The sequence below is a fragment of the Kineosporia sp. NBRC 101677 genome, assembly GCF_030269265.1.
In the GTDB taxonomy this organism is placed as follows: domain Bacteria; phylum Actinomycetota; class Actinomycetes; order Actinomycetales; family Kineosporiaceae; genus Kineosporia; species Kineosporia rhizophila.
In genome coordinates, this window is sequence record NZ_BSTA01000002.1 from 500,729 (window position 1) to 520,851 (window position 20,123).

Annotated in this window: 18 protein-coding genes and 1 riboswitch; of the genes, 11 read left to right on the forward strand and 7 right to left on the reverse strand. The window is 71.0% G+C overall.

Annotated elements, in window-relative coordinates; genetic code table 11:
- The first annotated feature begins 18 nt into the window (after positions 1 to 18).
- From QSK18_RS07715 to QSK18_RS07745, 7 genes are all read left to right on the forward strand, one after another.
- Positions 19 to 1,266 (forward strand): FAD-binding oxidoreductase, encoded by a 1,248-nt coding sequence (locus tag QSK18_RS07715; protein WP_232809483.1) that lies wholly within the window; start codon positions 19 to 21, stop codon positions 1,264 to 1,266.
- Between the two features lie 64 nt (positions 1,267 to 1,330).
- The gene (gene bla / locus QSK18_RS07720) at positions 1,331 to 2,296 is read left to right on the forward strand and encodes a class A beta-lactamase (RefSeq protein WP_285617498.1); all 966 of its coding nucleotides are present in this window, start codon (positions 1,331 to 1,333) and stop codon (positions 2,294 to 2,296) included.
- Between the two features lie 161 nt (positions 2,297 to 2,457).
- Positions 2,458 to 3,816: a NarK family nitrate/nitrite MFS transporter gene (locus QSK18_RS07725; RefSeq protein WP_285617502.1), complete on the forward strand. Its 1,359-nt coding sequence runs from the start codon at positions 2,458 to 2,460 to the stop codon at positions 3,814 to 3,816.
- A gap of 70 nt (positions 3,817 to 3,886) precedes the next feature.
- Positions 3,887 to 4,990 (forward strand): uroporphyrinogen-III synthase, encoded by a 1,104-nt coding sequence (locus QSK18_RS07730; RefSeq protein ID WP_285617503.1) that lies wholly within the window; start codon positions 3,887 to 3,889, stop codon positions 4,988 to 4,990.
- Complete coding sequence (locus tag QSK18_RS07735; RefSeq protein ID WP_232809479.1) at positions 4,987 to 7,461, forward strand: molybdopterin oxidoreductase family protein; 2,475 nt, start codon at positions 4,987 to 4,989, stop codon at positions 7,459 to 7,461. Before QSK18_RS07730 ends, QSK18_RS07735 begins: the two co-directional genes overlap by 4 nt.
- Positions 7,458 to 10,010: a nitrite reductase large subunit NirB gene (nirB, locus tag QSK18_RS07740; protein ID WP_232809478.1), complete on the forward strand. Its 2,553-nt coding sequence runs from the start codon at positions 7,458 to 7,460 to the stop codon at positions 10,008 to 10,010. The genes QSK18_RS07735 and nirB overlap by 4 nt, the downstream gene beginning before the upstream one ends.
- Entirely contained in the window at positions 10,007 to 10,321 is a 315-nt protein-coding gene (locus QSK18_RS07745) for a Rieske (2Fe-2S) protein (RefSeq protein WP_232809477.1), read from the forward strand. Before nirB ends, QSK18_RS07745 begins: the two co-directional genes overlap by 4 nt.
- On the opposite strand, the gene QSK18_RS07750 is transcribed toward QSK18_RS07745, so the two are convergent.
- The 6 genes from QSK18_RS07750 to QSK18_RS07775 form a co-directional block, all read right to left on the reverse strand.
- The gene (locus tag QSK18_RS07750; RefSeq protein ID WP_232809476.1) at positions 10,318 to 10,920 is read right to left on the reverse strand and encodes a YdcF family protein; all 603 of its coding nucleotides are present in this window, start codon (positions 10,918 to 10,920) and stop codon (positions 10,318 to 10,320) included. The two genes, QSK18_RS07745 and QSK18_RS07750, sit on opposite strands and share 4 nt — an antisense overlap.
- A gap of 19 nt (positions 10,921 to 10,939) precedes the next feature.
- Positions 10,940 to 11,701 (reverse strand): fructosamine kinase family protein, encoded by a 762-nt coding sequence (locus QSK18_RS07755; protein WP_352396490.1) that lies wholly within the window; start codon positions 11,699 to 11,701, stop codon positions 10,940 to 10,942.
- Positions 11,698 to 12,204 (reverse strand): low molecular weight protein-tyrosine-phosphatase, encoded by a 507-nt coding sequence (locus tag QSK18_RS07760; protein ID WP_232809474.1) that lies wholly within the window; start codon positions 12,202 to 12,204, stop codon positions 11,698 to 11,700. The genes QSK18_RS07755 and QSK18_RS07760 overlap by 4 nt, the downstream gene beginning before the upstream one ends.
- Positions 12,205 to 12,252: 48 nt before the next feature.
- Complete coding sequence (locus tag QSK18_RS07765; RefSeq protein WP_232809473.1) at positions 12,253 to 13,266, reverse strand: hemolysin family protein; 1,014 nt, start codon at positions 13,264 to 13,266, stop codon at positions 12,253 to 12,255.
- Complete coding sequence (locus QSK18_RS07770; RefSeq protein ID WP_352396491.1) at positions 13,263 to 14,663, reverse strand: hemolysin family protein; 1,401 nt, start codon at positions 14,661 to 14,663, stop codon at positions 13,263 to 13,265. The genes QSK18_RS07765 and QSK18_RS07770 overlap by 4 nt, the downstream gene beginning before the upstream one ends.
- A 229-nt stretch (positions 14,664 to 14,892) precedes the next feature.
- A complete protein-coding gene (locus QSK18_RS07775; RefSeq protein ID WP_232809471.1) occupies positions 14,893 to 15,789 on the reverse strand; it encodes a LysR family transcriptional regulator in 897 nt (298 codons plus the stop codon).
- 84 nt (positions 15,790 to 15,873) lie between these two features.
- Here QSK18_RS07775 and QSK18_RS07780 point away from each other — a divergent pair, with 84 nt between their 5' ends.
- The 3 genes from QSK18_RS07780 (at position 15,874) to QSK18_RS07790 (ending at position 18,531) form a co-directional block, all read left to right on the forward strand.
- Positions 15,874 to 17,118, forward strand: a complete 1,245-nt coding sequence (locus QSK18_RS07780; RefSeq protein ID WP_285617514.1) for an MFS transporter — start codon at positions 15,874 to 15,876, stop codon at positions 17,116 to 17,118.
- Positions 17,119 to 17,171: 53 nt separating this feature from the next.
- A complete protein-coding gene (locus QSK18_RS07785) occupies positions 17,172 to 18,086 on the forward strand; it encodes a ribokinase (protein ID WP_285617516.1) in 915 nt (304 codons plus the stop codon).
- A gap of 51 nt (positions 18,087 to 18,137) precedes the next feature.
- Positions 18,138 to 18,205, forward strand: a riboswitch (guanidine-III (ykkC-III) riboswitch).
- Positions 18,206 to 18,216: 11 nt separating this feature from the next.
- The gene (locus QSK18_RS07790) at positions 18,217 to 18,531 is read left to right on the forward strand and encodes a DMT family transporter (protein WP_232809468.1); all 315 of its coding nucleotides are present in this window, start codon (positions 18,217 to 18,219) and stop codon (positions 18,529 to 18,531) included.
- 14 nt (positions 18,532 to 18,545) lie between these two features.
- Here the strand turns inward: QSK18_RS07790 and QSK18_RS07795 are convergent, their stop codons facing one another.
- Entirely contained in the window at positions 18,546 to 18,881 is a 336-nt protein-coding gene (locus tag QSK18_RS07795) for a hypothetical protein (protein ID WP_232809467.1), read from the reverse strand.
- A 565-nt stretch (positions 18,882 to 19,446) separates the two neighbouring features.
- Here QSK18_RS07795 and QSK18_RS07800 point away from each other — a divergent pair.
- On the forward strand, positions 19,447 to 20,121 hold the full coding sequence (locus QSK18_RS07800; RefSeq protein ID WP_232809466.1) for an L-ribulose-5-phosphate 4-epimerase: 675 nt from the start codon (positions 19,447 to 19,449) through the stop codon (positions 20,119 to 20,121).
- Positions 20,122 to 20,123: the final 2 nt, after the last annotated feature.

The window sequence follows — 20,123 nt, forward strand, 5'->3', positions numbered from 1 at the left end:
CCGAATAGCGTGGTCGGCATGAGGCTGTGGAACGCCGCAATCAGCACCAGACCAGCGCAGATCGTCCGCTGCGGCACGAACGAGCAGGTCAGCGAGGCGGTCCGGAACGCCCGCCGCGAGGAGCGGCCGGTCTCGGTGCTGGGCGGCGGGCACGACTGGGCCGGCCGGGCGGTGCGTGAGGGCGGGGTGGTCATCGATCTCTCCCCGATGAACCGGGTGGCCGTCTCCGGCGACGTGGCCCTGGCCGGGGGCGGGGCCACCTCGCTCGATGTGATGGAGGCCTCGGTCACCGCCGGGCAGACCGTGGTGGCGGGCTCGGTGGGCTCGGTGGGGATGGCCGGTCTGGCTCTGGGCGGCGGTTACGGGCCGCAGCTGGGCAGTGCCGGGCTGGCGTCGGACATGATCGTCGGAGCCGACGTGGTCCTGGCCGACGGGTCGCTGGTGGTGGCCGACGCCGAGCACGAGCCCGACCTGTTCTGGGCGCTGCGCGGTGGCGGCGGCAACTTCGGGGTGGTCACCGAACTGCGCCTGCGGCTGCGCCCGTTCGCCACCGCCCTGGCCGGCTCGATCCTGTTCCCCTGGAGCCAGGCCGAAGACGTTCTCAACGCCTGGGCGCAGACCGCCCCCTCGGTGCCCGACGAACTGTCCGTCCACGTCGGCGGGGTGGGGCTGCCCGACGGCACCCGGGTGATCGCCGCCAACCCCACCTGGGTGGGCGAGGCGGCCGAGGGCGCGGCCTGGGTGCGCCGGATCGAGGGCTGGGGTGTGCCCCTGGTCAGCCAGGTCGCCCGGCTGCCGCTGACCGAGCCGCTACGGGCCACCGAGCAGATGTTCGCCGCCGACGGCCGGGGCTGGTACCTGCGCAATCGCAACCTGCCCGGGCTCACCCCCGACATCGTCGGCGCCCTGGTCGAGGCCTTCTCCGCCGCCCCGTCCGGTCACGAGGCCTTCGGCCTGCACCACTTCCACGGTCAGGCCACCCGGGTGGCGCCGGAGGCAACGGCTTTCGGCGAGCGCCGGCCGCACCTGATGCTCGAGCTGATCGCCGCCTGGCGCGACGAGGACCCGGCCCCGCACCGGCAGTGGGCCGCCGAGGCCTGGTCCGCCCTCGAGCCGCTGGCCCTGCCCGGGGGCTACCCGAACATCCTGGCGGCCGACGACACCGCTCAGATCGCCGCCGCCTGGGGGCCCAACACCCAGCGGCTGCGCCAGGTCAAGCAGGCGTACGACCCGGAAGACAGCTTCGCCGGCATCCCGTTGCCGTGACCGTCACCGGTAATTCGGGTATATCCGACGTGCCGGTGCAGGGTTGGCGACTAGGGTTCTGGGCGTGCTGGATCCGACGCTGAGACACCAAGTTCCGACGATAGACAGACGCGGCCTGCTCGGGGGTGCCCTGGTCGGGCTCACCGGCCTCGCCCTGGCCGCCTGCGGGTCCTCCGACGACGCCGCTGCGACGCCTCCGGCCACCACCTCCACCAGTTCGCCCACCCCGACCACGACCGCCTCGGCGGCGCCGAGCACGGCCGTGTTCACCGAACTGGAAGAGACTTACGAGGCCCGCCTGGGGCTGTACGCGGTGGACACCGACTCCGGCCGGGACATCGCCTACCGGGCCGACGAGTTGTTCGCGATGTGCTCCACCTTCAAGTTCCTGGCGGCCGCCACGGTGCTGTCCGCGGTCGGCGTGCCGGGCCTGTCCGAGCAGATCAGCTACACCGAGGAGGACATGGTCGACTTCTCCCCGGTGACCGAGGGCAAGACCTCGATGAGCCTGGGCGAGCTGTGCCAGGCGGCGCTGCAGGAGAGCGACAACACCGCGGGCAACCTGCTGCTGGCGAAGGTGGGCGGCACGCAGGGGGTCAACCGGTTCGTGCAGTCCCTGGGCGACAAGGTCACCCGGCTGGACCGGATCGAGCCGGACCTGAACGAGGCCGTCCCCGGCGACGAGCGCGACACCAGCAACGTCCAGATGCTCGGTCTGGACCTGTACATGCTGCTGGAGGGCGACGCCCTGCCCGAGGCGGCCCGCCGCCGGCTGAAGCAGTGGATGCAGGGCAGCAACACCGGCGGCGAGCGGATCCGCGCGGCCGTCCCGAAGGGCTGGAAGGTGGCCGGCAAGACCGGCACCGGCTCGTACGGCACGGCCAACGACATCGCGCTGGTCTACCCCAAGGGCGGCCGGGCCCCGATCGTGATCTCCATCATGTCCGACAAGAGCGGCAAGAACGCCGAACCGGACGAGAAGCTCCTGGAGGAGGCCGCCCGGGCCGCCCTGGAGGCGGTCCAGGCCTGAGCGGGGGCGCGACCTCACAACCGGGCGGGTGGCTTGTGCGGACAACGTAGCGGCCGGGTAATGGTGACGGGACGGCCGGGTAACACGCGATTCCTACTGTCGGTGAGGAGTCGATCGCGCCTTGATCGCGAGTTGCCCGGACCGAGACCAGGAGCTGCCCGATGGCTGAGACCGTCACGACGCCGCCCGCCGTAACGGCCCCAGGAGCCAGGAGTCGCTGGATCGACCACTGGGACCCGGAGGACCCGCAGTTCTGGGAGGAGACCGGCCGCCCGATCGCCCGGCGCAACCTGGTCTGGTCGATCTTCGCCGAGCACATCGGCTTCTCGGTCTGGCTGCTGTGGAGCATCGTCGTGGTGCGCCTGAACGACGTCGGCTGGAACCTCTCGACCAGCCAGATCCTCTGGCTGACAGCGGTTCCCAGCGGCGTCGGGGCGTTCCTGCGGATCCCCTACACCTTCGCCGTGCCGAAGTTCGGCGGGCGTAACTGGACCATCGCCTCGGCCCTGCTGCTGATCATCCCCGCGGGTGGTCTGGCCTGGGCGGTCGAGCGGCCCGAGATCGGTTACGGGACACTGCTGCTGATCGCCGCGACAGCCGGTTTCGGCGGTGGCAACTTCGCCTCCAGCATGGCCAACATCTCGTTCTTCTACCCCGAGCGGGAGAAGGGCTTCGCCCTCGGGCTGAACGCGGCCGGCGGCAACCTGGGCGTGGCCGTGGTGCAGAAGTTCGTACCGCAGATCATCGTGCTCGGTGGCGGGCTGACCCTCTCCTACGCCGGCCTGATGTACATCCCGCTGGCCGTCGTGGCCGCGGTCTGCGCCTTCCTCTTCATGGACAACCTGACCGAGGCCAAGGCCGACCCCAAGCCGGTGCTGCAGTCGCTGCGCTTTCCCGACACCTGGGTGCTGTCGCTGCTCTACATCGGCACCTTCGGCTCGTTCATCGGCTACTCCTCGGCCTTCCCGACCCTGCTGGTGGCCGTCTTCGACCGCCAGGACATCGCCCTGGCCTGGGCCTTCCTCGGCGCCGGGATCGGCTCGCTGGCCCGGCCGCTGGGCGGCTGGCTGTCCGACCGGGTGGGCGGGGCCCAGGTGACCATGGCCGCCTTCGCCGGTCTGGCGATCGGGGCGGCCGCCGCCCTCTGGTCGGTGCAGCAGGCCAGCCTCGGGCTGTTCTTCTTCAGCTTCATGTTCCTGTTCGTGGCCACCGGCATCGGCAACGGCTCGACCTACCGGATGATCTCCCGGCTGTTCCAGCTCAAGGGCCTGCAGGAGGGTGGATCGCCGGAGACCATGCTGCGCTCACGCCGGGAGGCGGCCGGGGCGCTGGGAGTGATCAGTTCGGTCGGCGCCTTCGGTGGATTCGCCGTCCCGATCTGCTACGCGTGGTCGAAATCGACCTTCGGCACGATCGAGCCGGCCCTGAGATTTTACCTGGTCTTCTTCATTGTTCTTCTGTTCGTGACATGGTTCCGCTACGCCCGCCGGGGAAGTCTGCTTGCGCGCGAACGAGTTTGACCGGTCTCTGTCGCTGATCTCCTGGGGGGCTTAGGCTTTGGCTCCCTATCCCTCGGGAGGTACGACAGACATGGCCACCGAGGCCCTGACGGGTTTCAGCATCCTTCTCACCTGCGACCGGCGCGCCGACGAGCTGGCCGCGAACTTCATCCGGCGTGGGGCCGGCGTGATCCAGGCGCCGACCCTGCGGTTCCTTCCCCTCGAAGAGGATGACGAATTGCTGAGCGCGACACGACAAGTGGTGGAACGCCCGCCGGACGCGGTGATCGTCACCACGGCGATCGGCTTCCGCGGCTGGATCGAGACGGCCGACTCGGCCGGGCTGGCCCCGCACCTGCTCGAGGTGCTGGCCGAGTCGCGGATCATGGCCCGGGGCCCGAAGGCGCGGGGTGCGATCCGCGCCGCCGGGCTGATCGAGAGCTGGTCGGCGGCCTCGGAGACCACCTCCGAGGTGGTCGAGGCGCTGCTGTCGCAGGGGGTGGCCGGCCGCCGGGTGGCCTTCCAGCTGCACGGGGCCACCGACGAGCACCTGATCGAGAAGCTGCGCCTGGCCGGCGCCGACGTGGTGCCGGTGCCGGTCTACCGCTGGGGCCCGGCCCCCGACCCGGTGGCGGTGGAGCGCTCGATCGAGGCCACCTGCAGCCGCACGGTCGACGTGGTGGTGTTCACCAGCGCCCCCGGGGCCGAGGCGTTCCTGAAGGCGGCCCAGGACATGGGCCGTCACGAGGAACTGCTCGACGCGATGCGGGAGGACGTGGTGCCGGCCGCGGTCGGCCGGGTCACCGCCCGCCCGCTGCTCGACGCCGGGCTGGACCCGCTGATCCCCGACCGGGGCCGGCTGGGGGCCCTGATCCGGACCACCGTCGACCACCTCACCACCGTGCGGGTGCGCACCCTGCCCACCTCGGCGGGCACGCTGGAGCTGCGCGGGCAGGTGGCCCGGCTCGACGGGCGCACCCTGAACCTCTCGCCCGCCCCGATGGCGATCCTGCGCGAACTGGCCCGTCAGCCGGGGCACGTGGTGGACCGCACAACGCTGCTCTCGGCCCTGCCGGGGGCCGGTGACCTGCACGCGGTGGAGGTCGCGGTGGCCCGGCTGCGGGCCGCCCTGGGAACCCCCAAAATCGTTCAGACCGTGGTGAAACGCGGATATCGACTGGTCGTGGAGACGTGAGCACCACCACGCTGACCCACTGCCCCTACTGCTCGCTGCAGTGCGGCATCGAGCTCACGGCGGGCGACCGCCCGGTCACCCTGCAGCCGCAGCCCGACTTCCCGGTCAACCGGGGCGGCCTGTGCTCCAAGGGCTGGACGGCGGCCGAGCTGCTCGACCACCCCGACCGGCTGCTGCACCCGCTGGTGCGCGAGCGGGAGGGCGACCGCACCAGCCCGCTGCGCCGGGCGAGCTGGGACGAGGCGCTCGACCGGATCGTCCTGGGCATCCGGCGGGCCCAGGAGAAGTACGGCGTGGAGTCGGTCGGCTGCTTCGGCGGCGGCGGCCTGACCAACGAGAAGGCCTACACGCTGGGCAAGTTCGCCCGGGTGGCGCTGCGCACCCCGGCGATCGACTACAACGGCCGCTGGTGCATGTCGTCGGCCGCGGCGGCGGCCAACAGCATGTTCGGCATCGACCGGGGCCTGCCCTTCCCGCTGGAGGACATCGCCCGGGCCGAGGCGGTGCTGCTGGTCGGCTCCAACGCGGCCGAGACCATGCCGCCGGCCATGCAGTTCTTCGACCAGGGCCGGGCCGAGGGGGCCCGGCACGTCGTGGTCGACACCCGGGCCACGCCCACCGCCCGCGGCTCGCACCTGCACCTGCAGCCCCGCCCGGGCACCGACCTGGCGCTGGCCAACGGCCTGCTGCACCTGGCCGTGCGGCGCGGTCTGGTGGACGAGCAGTACATCGCCGAGCGCACCACCGGCTGGGCGCGGGCCCGGTCCGGGGTCAACGCGTTCTGGCCGGACCGGGTCGAGCGGATCACCGGGGTACCGGCCGCCCAGCTGCACGAGACGCTGGACATCCTGGCCGGGGCCCGCTCGGCGATGATCCTCACCGCGCGCGGGGCCGAGCAGCACAGCGCGGGCACCCGCACCGCCCAGGCGTTCATCAACCTGGCCCTGGCCCTGGGCCTGCCGGGCAAGCCGTTCAGCGGCTGGGGCACCCTGACCGGCCAGGGCAACGGCCAGGGCGGCCGGGAGCACGGGCAGAAGGCCGACCAGCTGCCGGGCTACCGCAAGCTCGACGACCCGGCGGCCCGCACGCACGTCGCCGGGGTCTGGGGCATCGAGCCGGGTGAGCTGCCTCAGCCGGGGTTGTCGGCCTACGAGATGCTCGACCGCTGCGGCACCGCCGGCGGGGTGCGGGCCCTGCTGGTGATGGCCTCCAACATTGCGGTCAGCGCCCCCAATGCCGCCCACGTGCAGAACCGCCTGCAGGCCCTCGAGCTGCTGGTGGTCAGCGACATCTTCCTCACCGAGACGGCCGCCCTGGCCGACGTGGTGCTGCCCACCGCGCAGTGGGCCGAGGAGGAGGGCACGCTGACCAACCTGGAGGGCCGGGTGATCCGCCGGCGCCGGGCCCTGCCCCCACCGGAAGGCGTGCGCGACGACCTCACCGTGCTCAAGCAGATCGCCGACCGGCTCGGCCGTGGCGAGTTCTTCAGCGCCGACGCCGAGACGGTGTTCACCGAGCTGCGCGAGGCCAGCCGGGGCGGGATCGCCGACTACAGCGGCATCACCTACGCGGCCGCCGAGCGCGAAGAGGGCGTGTTCTGGCCGCTCGCACAGGGCAGCGGGCAGGACAACCGGCGGCTGTTCACCGACCGCTTCCCCACCCCGGACGGCCGGGCCCGGTTCGTCCGCACCGACTACCGCGAGCCGGCCGAGGCCGCCGACGAGGTCTACCCGTACCTGCTCACCACCGGCCGGGTGATGCAGCACTACCAGAGCGGGGCCCAGACCCGGCGGGTCGCCTCGCTGCGGATGGCCCAGCCCGAGGCCTTCGCCGAGATCCACCCGGACCTGGCCCGCCGCAACGGGATCGGCCCGGGCGACGAGGTGGAACTGCGAACCCGGCGCGGTACCGGAGTCTTCCGGGCCCGCCTGACCGACACCGTCCGGCCGGACACGATCTTCGTCCCGTTCCACTGGGGCGGCCGGTCCAACGCCAACGCCCTGACCAACCCCGTGCTCGACCAGTTCTCGCGGATGCCGGCCTTCAAGGTCTGCGCGGTGGCGATCGGCAGGCACGACGAGGACGAACCGGACCGCGAAACCGCGATTGAGGAGAACAGCGCCATGCACAGCACACCGAGGTTCCTCCAGGGAGTCTTCGCCTTCACCGGTCAGGGACTGCTGAAGCCCGCCCCGGTCGATCCGGCGCTGAGCTACACCGTCCCGGCCGGAAAGACCGCGCAGGTGCTGTACTTCCGCGGTGGCAACTCCAGTGCCGAGCTGGTCACGGCGGTACTGATGCGCGACGGCCGGCCGATGCGCTACTTCCCGATCGGCGCCCGGTCCGACGTGCACGTCCCGCTGCGGGTGGTCGAGGACCTCCTCGGTGGAACGGTTCTGGAGCTGCACCTGGCCGCCCCGGAGGACGTCGAGGGCACGCTGGTGATCGACTTCGGGCTGGTGGAGGTATGAGCCCGCTGGTCGGCAAGCGCCGCCTGGTCGTCATCGGCAACGGCATGGCCGCCGCCCGCACGGTCGAGGAGATCCTCGAGCGGGGCGGGGCCGGGATGTTCGACATCACCATGTTCGGTGACGAGCCCTACGGCAACTACAACCGGATCATGCTGTCGCACGTCCTGTCCGGCGAGGAGGAGGAGACCGGCATCTTCCTCAACGACCTGGCCTGGTACGAGGAGAACGACGTCACCCTGCGGGTGCCGGTGCGGATCACCCGGATCGACCGGTTCGCCAAGCTGGTGCACGGTGACGACGGCAGCGAGACCCCCTACGACATCCTGATCATCGCGACCGGCAGCCGCTCGTTCATCCCGCCGATGGACGGGGTGTTCCGCGCCGACGGCAGCCTGCTCGACGGCGTGCTGGGCTTCCGCACCCTCGACGACACCCGCGAGATCGTCCGGCTGGCCCGCGAGCACCGGCGGGCGGTGGTGATCGGCGGCGGTCTGCTCGGGCTGGAGGCGGCCCGCGGTCTGCAGTCGCACGGGCTGCAGGTCGAGGTGCTGCACGCGATGGGGCACCTGATGAACCAGCAGCTCGACCCCGACGGCGGCGAGATCCTGAAGAACAGCGTGGAGGCGCTGGGCATCTCGGTGCGCCTGAACGCCCTCAGCTCCGGGGTCACCGGCACCGACCGGGTCACCGGGGTGGTGCTGAAGGACGGCACCGAGATCCCCTGCGACCTGGTCGTCGTCGCGGCCGGGATCCGGGCCAACACCGAGGTCGCGGTCACCAGCGGCTTCACCGTGGAGCGGGCGGTCGTGGTGGACGACCGGATGTGCACCCTGGACGACCCGGACGTGTTCGCGGTCGGTGAGTGCGCGCAGCACCGCGGCAGCGTGTACGGCCTGGTCGCGCCGATCTGGGACCAGGCCAAGGTGCTGGCCGACCACCTCACCGGGGTGGCCCCGGACGCCGAGTACCACGGCTCCCGGATCACCACCAAGCTCAAGGTGGCCGGGGTGGACGTGGCCTCGATGGGGATCACCGCCCCCGAGCGCGACGACGACGAGTTCGTGGTGTTCCGCGAGCCGCGCCGGGGCGTGTACAAGAGCGTGATCATCCGCGACGACCGGCTGATCGGCGCCACCTGCGTGGGCGACGTGAAGAAGGTGGCGTTCCTGCTGCAGGCCTTCGACCGGGGCCTGGCCCTGCCCGAGGAGCGGGTCAGCCTGCTGTTCGACCTGGGCGGGCCGTCGGCCGAGCCGAGCGTGGCCGACATGCCCGACGACGCCCAGGTCTGCAACTGCAACGGCGTGGCCAAGTGCACGATCGTGAAGACCGTCGAGGACGGCTGCAAGACGGTCTCCGGGGTGATGGACAAGACCCGGGCCGGCAAGGGCTGCGGCTCGTGCAAGTCGCTGGTCAAGCAGATCGTGGAGTGGGCGGCCGGCGACAACGTCCAGGCCGACCCGGCCGAGCACTACTACGTGCCAGGCATCCCGCTGGCCAAGCCCGAGCTGATGGACCGGATCCGTGAGCTGAAGCTGTACTCGGTCTCGGCCGTGTTCGCGGCCCTGGCCCCGGGGGGCTCGGAGGACGCCAAGAGCAAGATGGGCCTGACCTCGCTGCTGCGCACGATGTGGCCGCAGGAGTTCGTGGACGAGCGCGACGGCCGGTTCATCAACGACCGGGTGCACGCGAACATCCAGCGCGACGGCACGTTCTCGGTGGTCCCGCAGATGAAGGGCGGGGTCACCACGATCGAGCAGCTGCGCACCATCGCCGACGTGGCCGAGAAGTACCAGGTGCCGATGATCAAGCTCACCGGCGGTCAGCGGATCGACCTGCTCGGCATCCCCAAGGAGCACCTGCCGAACGTCTGGGCCGACCTGGACATGCCCTCCGGCTACGCCTACGGCAAGAGCTTCCGTACGGTGAAGACCTGTGTCGGGTCCGACTTCTGCCGGTTCGGCCTGGGCGACTCGACCGCGCTGGGGGTGGCGATCGAGACCCGGTTCCAGGGCATCGAGTCGCCCGGCAAGGTCAAGATGGCGGTCAGCGGCTGCCCCCGTAACTGCGCCGAGTCGCTGGTGAAGGACATCGGCGTGGTCGCGGTCGAGGGCGGCCGGTGGGAGATCTACGTCGGCGGCGCGGCCGGGGCCCACATCCGCAAGGGCGACCTGCTGGTCACGGTGGACACCCCGGAGGAGGTGCTCACCGTCAGCGGCCGCTTCCTGCAGTACTACCGCGAGAACGCCAAGTGGCTGGAGCGCACCTACGCCTTCGTGCCCCGGCTCGGTCTGGACTTCATCCGGCAGGAGATGGAGCAGGACGCGGCCGGTCTGGATGAACGCATGCAGAAAACCGTCGAGGGCTACCGCGACCCGTGGAAGGAAGGCCAGGAACCCGCCGTTCCCGGGCAGTTCCGCACCTCCCTGCCGCTGATCTCGCTTCCCCAGGTGCCGGTGCGCGACGGCAGCACCGCGCTGGGGGGCCGGGCCGGTCGCTCCACCACCACCGACCCGCGCCTGCCGCTGGTGACCGAAGGGAATGCATCATGACCATCCTGTCCACCGGGGTCGTTCTCGACACGGTCGAGGCCATCCCGCCCGGCGAGGGCCGGGCCTACCAGCTGGGTGAACGTACGATCGCCGTGTTCCGCCTGAGATCCGGTGCGCTGCGGGCCGTTCCGGCGGTCTGCCCGCACGCCGGTGGGCCGCTGGCCGACTCCCAGGTCGACGAGAACACGATCATCTGCCCGCTGCACCTGAACGCCTGGGACCTGACCACCGGCTGCTCCCGTTCGGGGCAGCCCGATCTGGAGGTCCTGGAGGTGCAGGAGGTGGACGGGCAGATCGTGCTGCAGGCCTAACACCCCTGCTGCAGAGCCACCTTCGCGTAACCCAGGGTCTGTCGCACGTACTGGTACACCCAGTTCGCCGGCGGAATCTCCATCGGCGCCTCGACCAGATAGAGACGGCCGGGGTAGCAGCGTTTCGTGATCGTACGAGTTCGGCTGATGTGATATTTCGCCGCTACTACGGCGACCTCGTCCCAGCCCCGCCCGGCGGCGAGCCGGCCCAGCTCCTGGGCCTCGCCCCGGGTGGTGCGGGGGTCGGGGTCGAAGCAGATCAGCTCGTAGGTGGTGGGCCGGGTGGCGCACAGGTCGTGGATGCCCTGGAAGGCCTCGTCCTGGGGGTAGGGATTGGAGACCAGGACCACCGGGGTGATGCCCTGCTCGGCCATCGAGATCGCGTAGTAGGCGGTCTCGGTGCGCCCACCGAGGGCGAGCACCGCGTCCACCTGGTCGCCCGGCTTCAGCACGTCTGTGCGCGGGAAGGAGTACAGCCGCCCACCTCCTACCCCGACCACCAGCGCAAACACCACCGAGGCGATCGCTGTACGGCGGATCCAGCGGCGCGGCGGCAGCGTGATCAGTGCGCCTCTGCGTTCGCCCCCCGGTGCCGTCATGGACCATATTCTGGCTGGTTCACAAATAGGCGCGTGCCACCGCGGCCGACTGTGCTCCGTACGACGGCCCGAAGAGGGCAGCGTGCACGAGCAGAGGATGCAGTTGGTGCAGACGGACGCGTTTCTGCCAGCCCTCGGGCAGCGGCGCGGTCTGGATGTAGGCGTCGAGCACCACTTCGAGGTGGGGTAGGCCGAACAGAGCCAGCATGGCCAGATCGGTCTCCGGGTGGCCGCCGTGGGCTGCCGGGTCGATCAGCAGCGCTCCCTTCGCGGTCCAGAGCACATTGCCGCTCCAGAGATCGCCGTGCAGGCGGGCGGCCGGGATCTCGGGGCCGGTGAGCCGGCCTTCGATCAGTAGGTCACAGAGCTTGAGGACGCTTGTGAGCCCCTTTGCGTCCAGGGCGCCGGATTGCGCTGCGGAGCGGGCGAACGGCTCCACACGGCAACGCGCGTAGAACTCACCCCAGTGGCGCGGGGGTTGCGACAGATGGCGCAGGGGGAGAGTGGCGATGAAACCATCGTCGACGCCGGGCGGGGGAGCACCGTGGTGCGGAGCCCCGGCCTGGTGAGTGAGAGCAAGTCGGCGGCCGAACTCGCGGGCCTGATCCGGCGTCGGCGCGACGGTGGGGTATCGAGGCAGGGTGATCGACGTGTCGGTCACTTCGAGCACCTCGGCAGTGGGCACACCGCCCTGGGCCTCGCCCAGCCAGCGCAACCCCGCCGCCTCGACCCGGTAGAAACCGGCCGCGGCCTGCGGGTCGCGCTTGGTGAACTGCATCAGGCCGGGTGTTCCGTGCGCTCCAGCAGGAAGTCGACCAGGCCGTCGGCCGCCGCCTCGAGCTCTTCGATCATCGTGGTGAACCCGGCGTCGTCGCCGTAGTAGGGATCGGCCACGTCGAGCCGGGGGTCGTCCTCGTCGAGGTCTTCCAGCTCCGGGTCGAAGGAGCGGAACATCCGGATCTTCGCCGCCGCCTCGTCGTCCGGGGCCAGGCTGTACAGGATCCGCAGGTGCCCCCGGTCGAGCGCCACCACCAGGTCGCGCTCGGCGAACCAGTCCTCGTCGAACTGCCGGGCCAGGTGGGCCGAGCCGTCGTATCCGGCCGTCTTCATGGCCCGGAGCGCGCGCTGGTCGGCCGGATCGCCGACGTGGTAGCTGTCGGTGCCGGCCGAGTCGACCACCACGTCCAGCCCCGCGTCCTCGGCGCGGGCCCGCAGGATCACCTCGGCCGAGGGCGAGCGGCAGATGTTGCCCGTGCAGACGAAACAGATCCGGTACGCCGACATGCCCCACATTCTCTCAGGGCGGTCGGCGTACCGGATCTCATCGGGTGATCAGGCGGCCGGGACGGCCTCCGGGAAGAGTCGTTCCAGGAGGTCGGCCAGGGTGATCACGCCCACGTAGCGGCCGTTCTCGGTGATCGCGGCCAGGTGGTTGCGGGTCTCGCGCATCTGGTTGAGCGCCTGGAACACCTTGGTCTCCACCGGCAGGGTGTACACCGGCCGGGCCAGGGCCTCGACCGGGGTCTCGTCCGGCGTCAGCAGGGTGTCGCGCACGTGCACCACGGCGTGCATGTGATCGCCCTCCCCGATCAGGATGCGCAGGTGCCCCGAGGCCATCGAGGCCTCCCGCACCTGCCGCACGCTGGCCCCCGACGGCACCGAGGTGGTGCCGCGCTCGCGCTGCACCAGGTCGCCGATGGTCAGCGCCTCGAGCTGCAGGGCGCTGTTGATCCGGTCGGAGTAGCCCACCTCGAGCGCCCCGACGCTGGCCGAGTGCTCGACCAGGCTGCGCAGCGCGGCCGGGTCCCGGCCGGAGGCCACCTGCTCGGCCGGCTCCACGTTCACCCGGCGCAGGCACCAGTTGGCGATCTCGTTCAGCCCGGTCAGCAGCGGCCGGGTGAACGCCATGAACGCCCGCATCGGCAGCGCCAGCAGCACCGCCGAGGTCTCCGGGTGGGCGATCGCCCACGACTTCGGCGCCATCTCGCCGACCACCAGGTGCAGGAAGGTGACGATGATCAGGGCGAGCACGAATCCGACGATGTCGGCCGGCAGGTAACCCATGCCCCACGACTCGAACATCGGGGTGAGCCAGTGGTGCACGGCCGGTTTGGTCACCGCACCCAGCGCCAGGGTGCAGGCGGTGATCCCGAGCTGCGAACCGGCCAGCAGCACGGTCAGCTCCGAGGAGCTGCGCAGCGCGGCCCGGGCCGCCCGGCTGTCGGTGGCCATGTCTTCCAGCCGGTGCCGGCGAGCCGCCAGCAGGGCGAACTCCACCGCCACGAAGAAGGCGCTGAGCGCGATCAGCGCGATGGTCGTCACGATGACGACGATCGGGTTGCTCATCGGTCCACCTCCTTGGCCGGCGCGGTCTCGTCGTCCTCCGGCTTGCTGCTGAACTGCTCGATCCGGACCCGTAGCTCGGCGGGCACGTGCCGGTGCACCCGCACCACCTCGGCGTGCATCACGAACCGGGGCGGTTCGCCGTCCATCGCCAGCAGCGCCGGGTCGGTCGGCAGCTCGACCTCGACCACCGTGCCCACCCCGGGCAGCGTGCCGTGGCGAGCGATCACCAGGCCGGCCAGCGTCTCGAAGTCACCCCGCGGCAGGTCCACGTCGACCACCCGTTCCACCTCGTCCAGGGGGAGCGAGCCGGGAAGCACCCAGACGCCGTCCGCGGTCTGCGGGGCCCGGGGCCGCAACGCCGGGTCGTGCTCGTCGGTGATCTCGCCGACCAGCTCCTCGGCCAGGTCCTCGGCGGTGATCAGACCGCTGAAACCGCCGTACTCGTCCAGCACGCAGGCCATCTGGGCCCGCTTGATCACCAGCAGCTGCAGCAGGGCGGGCAACGGCATGGTGGTCGGCACCAGGGTGGCCGGGCGCATGATGTCCCGGGCCGTCCCGGGCTGGTCCAGGGCCAGCGGCAGCACGTCCTGCATGTGCACCACGCCCAGCACCTCGTCGGCCGGGCCGAGCACCGGGTAACGGCTGTGGCCGGTGCTCATCAGCTCGCGCACCCGGGTCAGCGGGTCGTCGGCGTGCACCACGCCCACCGCCGCCCGCGGGATCATCGCGTGCTGCACGTCCTGCTGCGGGAAGTCGAGGATGCGGTCCAGCAGCAGCGAGAGCTCCTTGGGCAGGTCGCCGCTCTCGGCCGACTCGGCCACGATGTGCTCCAGGTCGCGGGCGGTGGCCGAGTGCTCCACGTCGTGGGCCGGCTCGATGCCGAGGACCTTCAGCAGCGCGTTGGACGACTTGTCGAAGATCTGGATGAGCCAGCCGAACACCGCCAGGTAGGCGGTGGTGGAGGCGGCCAGCCAGAGCGCCACCGGGTCGGGCCGGGCGATGGCCAGGTTCTTCGGGAACAGCTCGCCGAAGATCATCTGCACCGCGGTGGAGAACAGCAGTGCGAGAACGGTGCCGATGGCGATGCCGACGCCGGTGGGCACGCCGACGCCGCCCAGCGCCTCGCCGAGGGCCTCACCGATCAGCGGCTCGGCCACGTATCCGACCAGCAGACCGGTGACGGTGATGCCCAGCTGGGCGCCGGACAGCATGAACGAGGTGCGCCGGGTGACCTTGAGCGCCCGCTCGGCCGCGCTGTCCCCGGCGGCGGCCCGGGCGGTGAGGGCGGCCCGGTCGACCGCCATGTATGCGAATTCCTGCGCCACGAAGTATCCGGTGACGGCGGTGATCGCCAGCACCACCAGGATGCCCAGGAGCAGTGAAAGGACCCACATCAGTTCGTTCCCCCCTTCCCCGCGTCAGGTGTGGCGCGCATCAGGGGGCATGGATAGTGGTCGTCGTCCATCTCTCTCCGGGTAGGGGGGCAGTTCTCCGGGCCATAACGTGCCATCCAACGCTCTGGTTCCCGGCTCTGCGCGCCGCTTCACCCGGATGTCGCAGTGGCCACAGGTCTTTCGTCGCAATCGTGCCCGACGGTTCCCTAATCCCTGCTGAATGCGCCGGTCATCAGTCCTCCGGAGCCTCGACCCGCTCGCGGATCAGCCCGATCAGGGCCTGGGCGGCCGCGCTCGGGGTGCGGTCGTCGGGAACGGCCAGGGCCAGCGGGAAGGTGAAGTCCGCGCCGGTCACCGGGCGCACCGCGATGCCGGGCACCCCGGCCAGGCCGTAGCGGGGGAACAGAGCCACCCCGAGCCCGTTGCGCACGTAGTCCGGGCCGATCGCGTACTCGGTGATCTCGATGACCACCCGCCGGCGCACCCCGGCCGCGGCGAAGGCCTGGTCGGCCACGGTGCGACTGCCGTAGCCGACCGGGGCGTCGATGAAGTTCAGGTCGGCGAGCCGCTGGATCGGCACGGTGTCCTGCTCGGCCAGCGGATGCCCCTCCGGCAGCACCAGGTCGAGCATCGAGGCGGTCAGGTCGATCAGCTGGATCCCGGCCGGCGGGGGCCCGCCGGGGGTGACGAAGGCCAGGTCCAGGCGGTGGTCGGCGAGCAGGCCGAACAGGCCCTGGGTGCCGGTCGCGGCGGTGCGCGTGTGCAGCTGCACCCCGGGGTGGCGCCGGTGGTACTCACCCAGCAGGGCCGGCACGTCGACGAAGCGGATCGAGGTGAGCACGCCGATCCGTAACGATCCGCCCAACCCGCCCCGCACCCGGGCGACCGCGTCGCGGGCGTCGCGGGCAGCGTCCAGAGTTGCTCGGGCGTGCGGAAGGAGTACTGCTCCGGCATCGGTGAGCGTGACCCGGCGGCCGCCGCGTTCCAGCAGCTGCGAACCGAGGCTGCGTTCCAGGTTCTTCACCGCCGCGGAGACCGCGGACTGCACGATGTGCAGGCGCTCGGCCGCGCGGGTGAAGTTCTGCTCCTCGGCGACCGCGACGAAGTACTCGAGGTGACGGAGCTCCACCTGACCAAACTATCGCGATCCGAGATGGCTATGAGCGAGAACATTCGTTGGACGCGATAGCTGTCGATCGCCACAGTGGGAGCCATGTCCTCATCGGCTGTTTCGCCGGCCCGGCCGGCTCCTCTCGCCGCCCCGCTGGGCTCCCGTCGCCACGGCGCCGGGTTCTGGCTGATTGCCTTCGCCTTCCTCACCGCAATGGCCTTCTCCACCGTCCCCACCCCGCTCTACCCGCTCTACATGGCGCGCGACGGGTTCTCCACCTTCATGGTCACCGTGGTGTTCGCGGTCTACGCGCTCGGCGTCGTGATCAGCCTGGTCCTGGCCGGCCACGTCTCGGACTGGGTGGGCCGGCGCCGGGTGCTGGTGCCCGCGCTGCTGCTGGAACTCGTGGCCGCCGTCCTCTTCGTGGTCAGCACCGACCTGACCGTGCTGCTCCTCGCCCGGCTGGTCACCGGCCTGGGGGTCGGGATGATCACCGCCACCGCCACTGCGCACCTGGCCGAGCTGCACGCCGCCCATCGGCCCACCGCCTCGGCCCAGCGGTTCGAGACGGTCTCCACCGCGGCCAACATCGGCGGACTGGGTCTGGGCCCGTTGGTCGCCGGTTTCCTGGCCCAGTGGGTGGACGCGCCGCTGCGCACGCCGTACCTGGTCTTCGTGGTGCTCCTGCTGCTCGCCGTCGCCGCGGTGCTGAAGGCACCGGAAACCGTCACCCGTCCCGAGATCGCCCCCACCTACCGGCCGCAGCGGGTCAGCGCCGACCACGGCGACCCGGCCGGCTACGTCACCGCCGCGGCCGCCGCGTTCGTCGGCTTCTCGGTGTTCGGCCTGTTCACCTCGGTGGCACCGGGTTTCGTGGCCGGCACGCTGCACCACCCCTCGCGGGCGCTGGCCGGGCTGATCGTGTTCGTGGTGTTCGGCGCGGCCGCCGCCGCCCAGGTGCTCACCGCCCGCCTCACCGCCCGGGCCAAGCTCAACGTCGGCCTGCTGTTCGAGGTGACCGGTCTGGTGGCCACGGTGGCCGGGACCCGCACCGAGAACCTGGCGCTCTTCGTGGTCGGCGGCGTGCTGGCCGGGATCGGCGCGGGCGTGCTGTTCAAGGCCGCGATCGGCACCGTCGTGGCGATGGCCGCCCCGGCCCGCCGCGGTGAGGCCCTGGCCGGGCTGTTCCTGATCGGCTACCTCGGCCTGATCGGCCCGGTCCTGGGCATGGGCCTGGGCGTGCGCAACTGGCCCACCGCCACCGTCCTCACCTGGTTCGCCGCGATCCTGGTGCTCCTGCTCGCCGGGGTCGCGGTCCTCGACCGCCGGGCCGCGCGCCGCGCGTAGGCTTCACCGCACCCGATCAACACCCGAAGCCCAGTACGGAAAGGCCGCCCCGGATGAGCGTCTGCGTCGTCGGCAGTGTGAACCTGGACCACGTGGTCCGCGCCCCGCGGATCCCCGGTCCGGGCGAGACGATCCTGGGCACCGGGGTGGCCGAGCACCCCGGCGGCAAGGGGGCGAACCAGGCGATCGGAGCCGGGCGCAGCGGCGCCGAGACGGTTTTCGTCGGTGCGATGGGAGACGATCCGGCAGCCTCGCGTCTGCTGGCCGAGTTGCGCGGGGCCGGGGTCGACGCCCAGGTACGCACCGCCGCAGCCGGGGTGCCGACCGGCACCGCGTGGATCACGGTGGGGGACGACGGGGAGAACGTGATCATCGTGGTTCCGGGGGCCAACGCCACGGTCACCGAACTGTCGGCGCAGGAGCGCGGTCTCGTCGCCTCGGCCCGGATCCTGTTGCTGCAGCAGGAAATTCCCGAGTCGGCGATGCTCGACGCGGCCTCGGCGGTGGCGCCGGAGGCCCTGGTGCTGCTGAACGCGGCTCCCACCCGCGAGGTCTCGCCGCAGCTGCTGGCCCTGGTCGACGTGCTGATCGTGAACGAGCACGAGGCAGCCGACCTGCACGGGGCCCCGGCCACCCCTCCGGTCCTGATCGAGGCTCTGCTGGAACGGGTTCCGGCCGTCGTGCTGACCCTCGGGGCCGCCGGTTCACTGGTCGCGGTGCGTGGTGCGGAGCCGGTCGCCGTGCCTGCCCATCCGGTGAAGGCGGTCGACGCCACCGGCGCCGGTGACGCCTTCTGCGGCGCCCTGGCGGCCGAGATCGACCGGGCCGAGCCGTCTTCCGATCTTCTGGACCGGCTGGTGGCGGGCGCCCGCTTCGCCACCTCGGTCAGTGCCCTGGCGGTGCAGCGGCCCGGGGCGGCCAGCAGCATCCCGTGGCGTGAAGAGGTGCTGAAGGCCTACCCGGCCTGAGTGCTGCCTCCGGCCTGGACAAGCGACCGGGGTTTTGCGAGCCTGTTCGGCAGGGCCTGCCTCATCCGCAGCCCCCGGACGAGGGGTGCCGTACCCGGAGCGCGACAAGACGGCATCGGGGAGGCTCGTCATGGCGTGGATCGTTCTCATCGTCTCCGGAGTTCTCGAGGCTGTCTGGGCCACCGCCCTGGGCCGGTCCGAAGGTTTCACCAAACTTGTCCCCAGCCTGGTGTTCGCGGTCGGGGTGGTGGCCAGCATGGCCGGCCTCGCGTACGCCATGCGCTCGCTGCCGGTAGGCACGTCCTACGCCGTATGGGTGGGGATCGGGGCCGTCCTCACCGTGCTGTACGCCATGGTCACCGGCGACGAGACGGTCTCGGTGACCAAGATCCTCCTGCTGCTGATGATCGTCGGCGGCGTGGTCGGGCTGAAACTGGCCCACTGACGGGCCGTTCCGGCTCAGCCGCGCAGCACCAGAAGGGCCACCAGGACATCGCAGCTGCTCACCCAGAAGCAGGTCTCGGTGAGCAGCTGCCGGTAGTTCAGCGCCGAGCGCCGCAGCCACAACGTTGCGACGATGGCCGTGACCAGTGGCAGCGCGGCCAGGGCGAGCGTGGCCAGGGCGGCCCCGAGGGCGGAGCCGCCGGCGGCCCGTTCGGCCGCGGTGACGACGACCAGCAGTTCCAGACCCGCCGTCAGAGTGAAGGTGAGGCTGACCAGGGCGGCCACGCGGGCCGTGGAGATTGCATGTCGGTAACGGATCGAACGACGGGACAGAACTCCCGACCGCGGCACGTAAACCCCCCTCTGACCAGGCATTCAGTGCGTACAGTCTACTTTCGGTGACGATCTGTCAGCGGATCGGGTGATCGGCCGGTCTTTCCCTTGCGCAGCAAAGCCGATCTTCCGATGAGCCATCCATGACCGCCTGCCGCACCGCACCGACCGTTCGGCGGTCCGATTCGACCGCTTGTCGACGGGCAACGGTACTTCTGTCACACGCGTCGCACGCACTGTGGTCTGATACGGCGCGGAGCGAATGCCCGATTAGTGAAGTAGTAGTTAACGGTCACAAAGCCCCCGCCGAGGCCGGCGCCGCCCTCGGCGCGAACCCCGGCACCGGGCCTCTGAGCTGGGAACAAGATCCCTGACCAGGTGGATGTAACCCGGCAGTAAAGAGATTCTTGACACGGGTGCGGCCTGTCCCTCAAGCTCTCACGGCAGCGAACGTTGTTAACGTTCACAATCTTTGACTCGCGTCGAGGGAGACGGGCATGGCGGCAGGACGGGTGTGCACAGCGCCGGTGACCGTCGCCCCGGCCCGCCCGCGCGGGGCCCGCGCACAGATTGCTGAGAAGCAGTGACCATCACCGAAGACATCCGCACCACGCTGTCGGCCGTCCGGGAGGAGGTCGCCCGCCTGCACGCCGAGCTCCCGCGCAACGGCCTGGTGGTCTGGACCGCCGGCAACGTCTCGGCCCGGGTGCCCGGCGCCGACCTGGCCGTGATCAAGCCGTCCGGGGTCTCCTACGACGAGCTCGACGCTGACTCGATGGTGGTCGTGGACCTCGACGGGAACCTCGTCGAGGGCACCCGCTCGCCGTCGTCCGACACCGCGGCGCACGCCTACGTGTACAAGCACATGCCCCACGTCAACGGGGTCGTGCACACGCACTCGACCTACGCCACCGCCTGGGCGGCCCGGCGCGAGCCGATCCCCTGCGTGCTGACGATGATGGCCGACGAGTTCGGCGGCGACATCCCGGTCGGCCCGTTCGCCCTGATCGGTGACGACTCGATCGGCCGCGGCATCGTCGAGACCCTGACCGGGCACAACTCCCCGGCGGTCCTGATGGCCCAGCACGGCCCGTTCACCATCGGCAAGAGCGCCAAGGCCGCGGTCAAGGCCGCGGTGCTGCTCGAGGAGGTGGCCCGCACCGTGCACACGGCCCGCACCCTGGGCCCGGTCGAGCGGCTCGCCCAGTCCGACATCGACAGCCTCTTCGACCGCTACCAGAACGTCTACGGCCGGTGACG

Coding starts and splice junctions, on each gene's coding strand:
- QSK18_RS07715 (WP_232809483.1), top strand. CDS start 19: ATGAGGCTGTGGAACGCCGCAATCAGCACCAGACCAGCGCAGATCGTC.
- QSK18_RS07725 (WP_285617502.1), top strand. CDS start 2,458: ATGGCTGAGACCGTCACGACGCCGCCCGCCGTAACGGCCCCAGGAGCC.
- QSK18_RS07730 (WP_285617503.1), top strand. CDS start 3,887: ATGGCCACCGAGGCCCTGACGGGTTTCAGCATCCTTCTCACCTGCGAC.
- nirB (WP_232809478.1), top strand. CDS start 7,458: ATGAGCCCGCTGGTCGGCAAGCGCCGCCTGGTCGTCATCGGCAACGGC.
- QSK18_RS07745 (WP_232809477.1), top strand. CDS start 10,007: ATGACCATCCTGTCCACCGGGGTCGTTCTCGACACGGTCGAGGCCATC.
- QSK18_RS07750 (WP_232809476.1), bottom strand. CDS start 10,920: ATGACGGCACCGGGGGGCGAACGCAGAGGCGCACTGATCACGCTGCCG.
- QSK18_RS07760 (WP_232809474.1), bottom strand. CDS start 12,204: ATGTCGGCGTACCGGATCTGTTTCGTCTGCACGGGCAACATCTGCCGC.
- QSK18_RS07765 (WP_232809473.1), bottom strand. CDS start 13,266: ATGAGCAACCCGATCGTCGTCATCGTGACGACCATCGCGCTGATCGCG.
- QSK18_RS07780 (WP_285617514.1), top strand. CDS start 15,874: ATGTCCTCATCGGCTGTTTCGCCGGCCCGGCCGGCTCCTCTCGCCGCC.
- QSK18_RS07785 (WP_285617516.1), top strand. CDS start 17,172: ATGAGCGTCTGCGTCGTCGGCAGTGTGAACCTGGACCACGTGGTCCGC.
- QSK18_RS07790 (WP_232809468.1), top strand. CDS start 18,217: ATGGCGTGGATCGTTCTCATCGTCTCCGGAGTTCTCGAGGCTGTCTGG.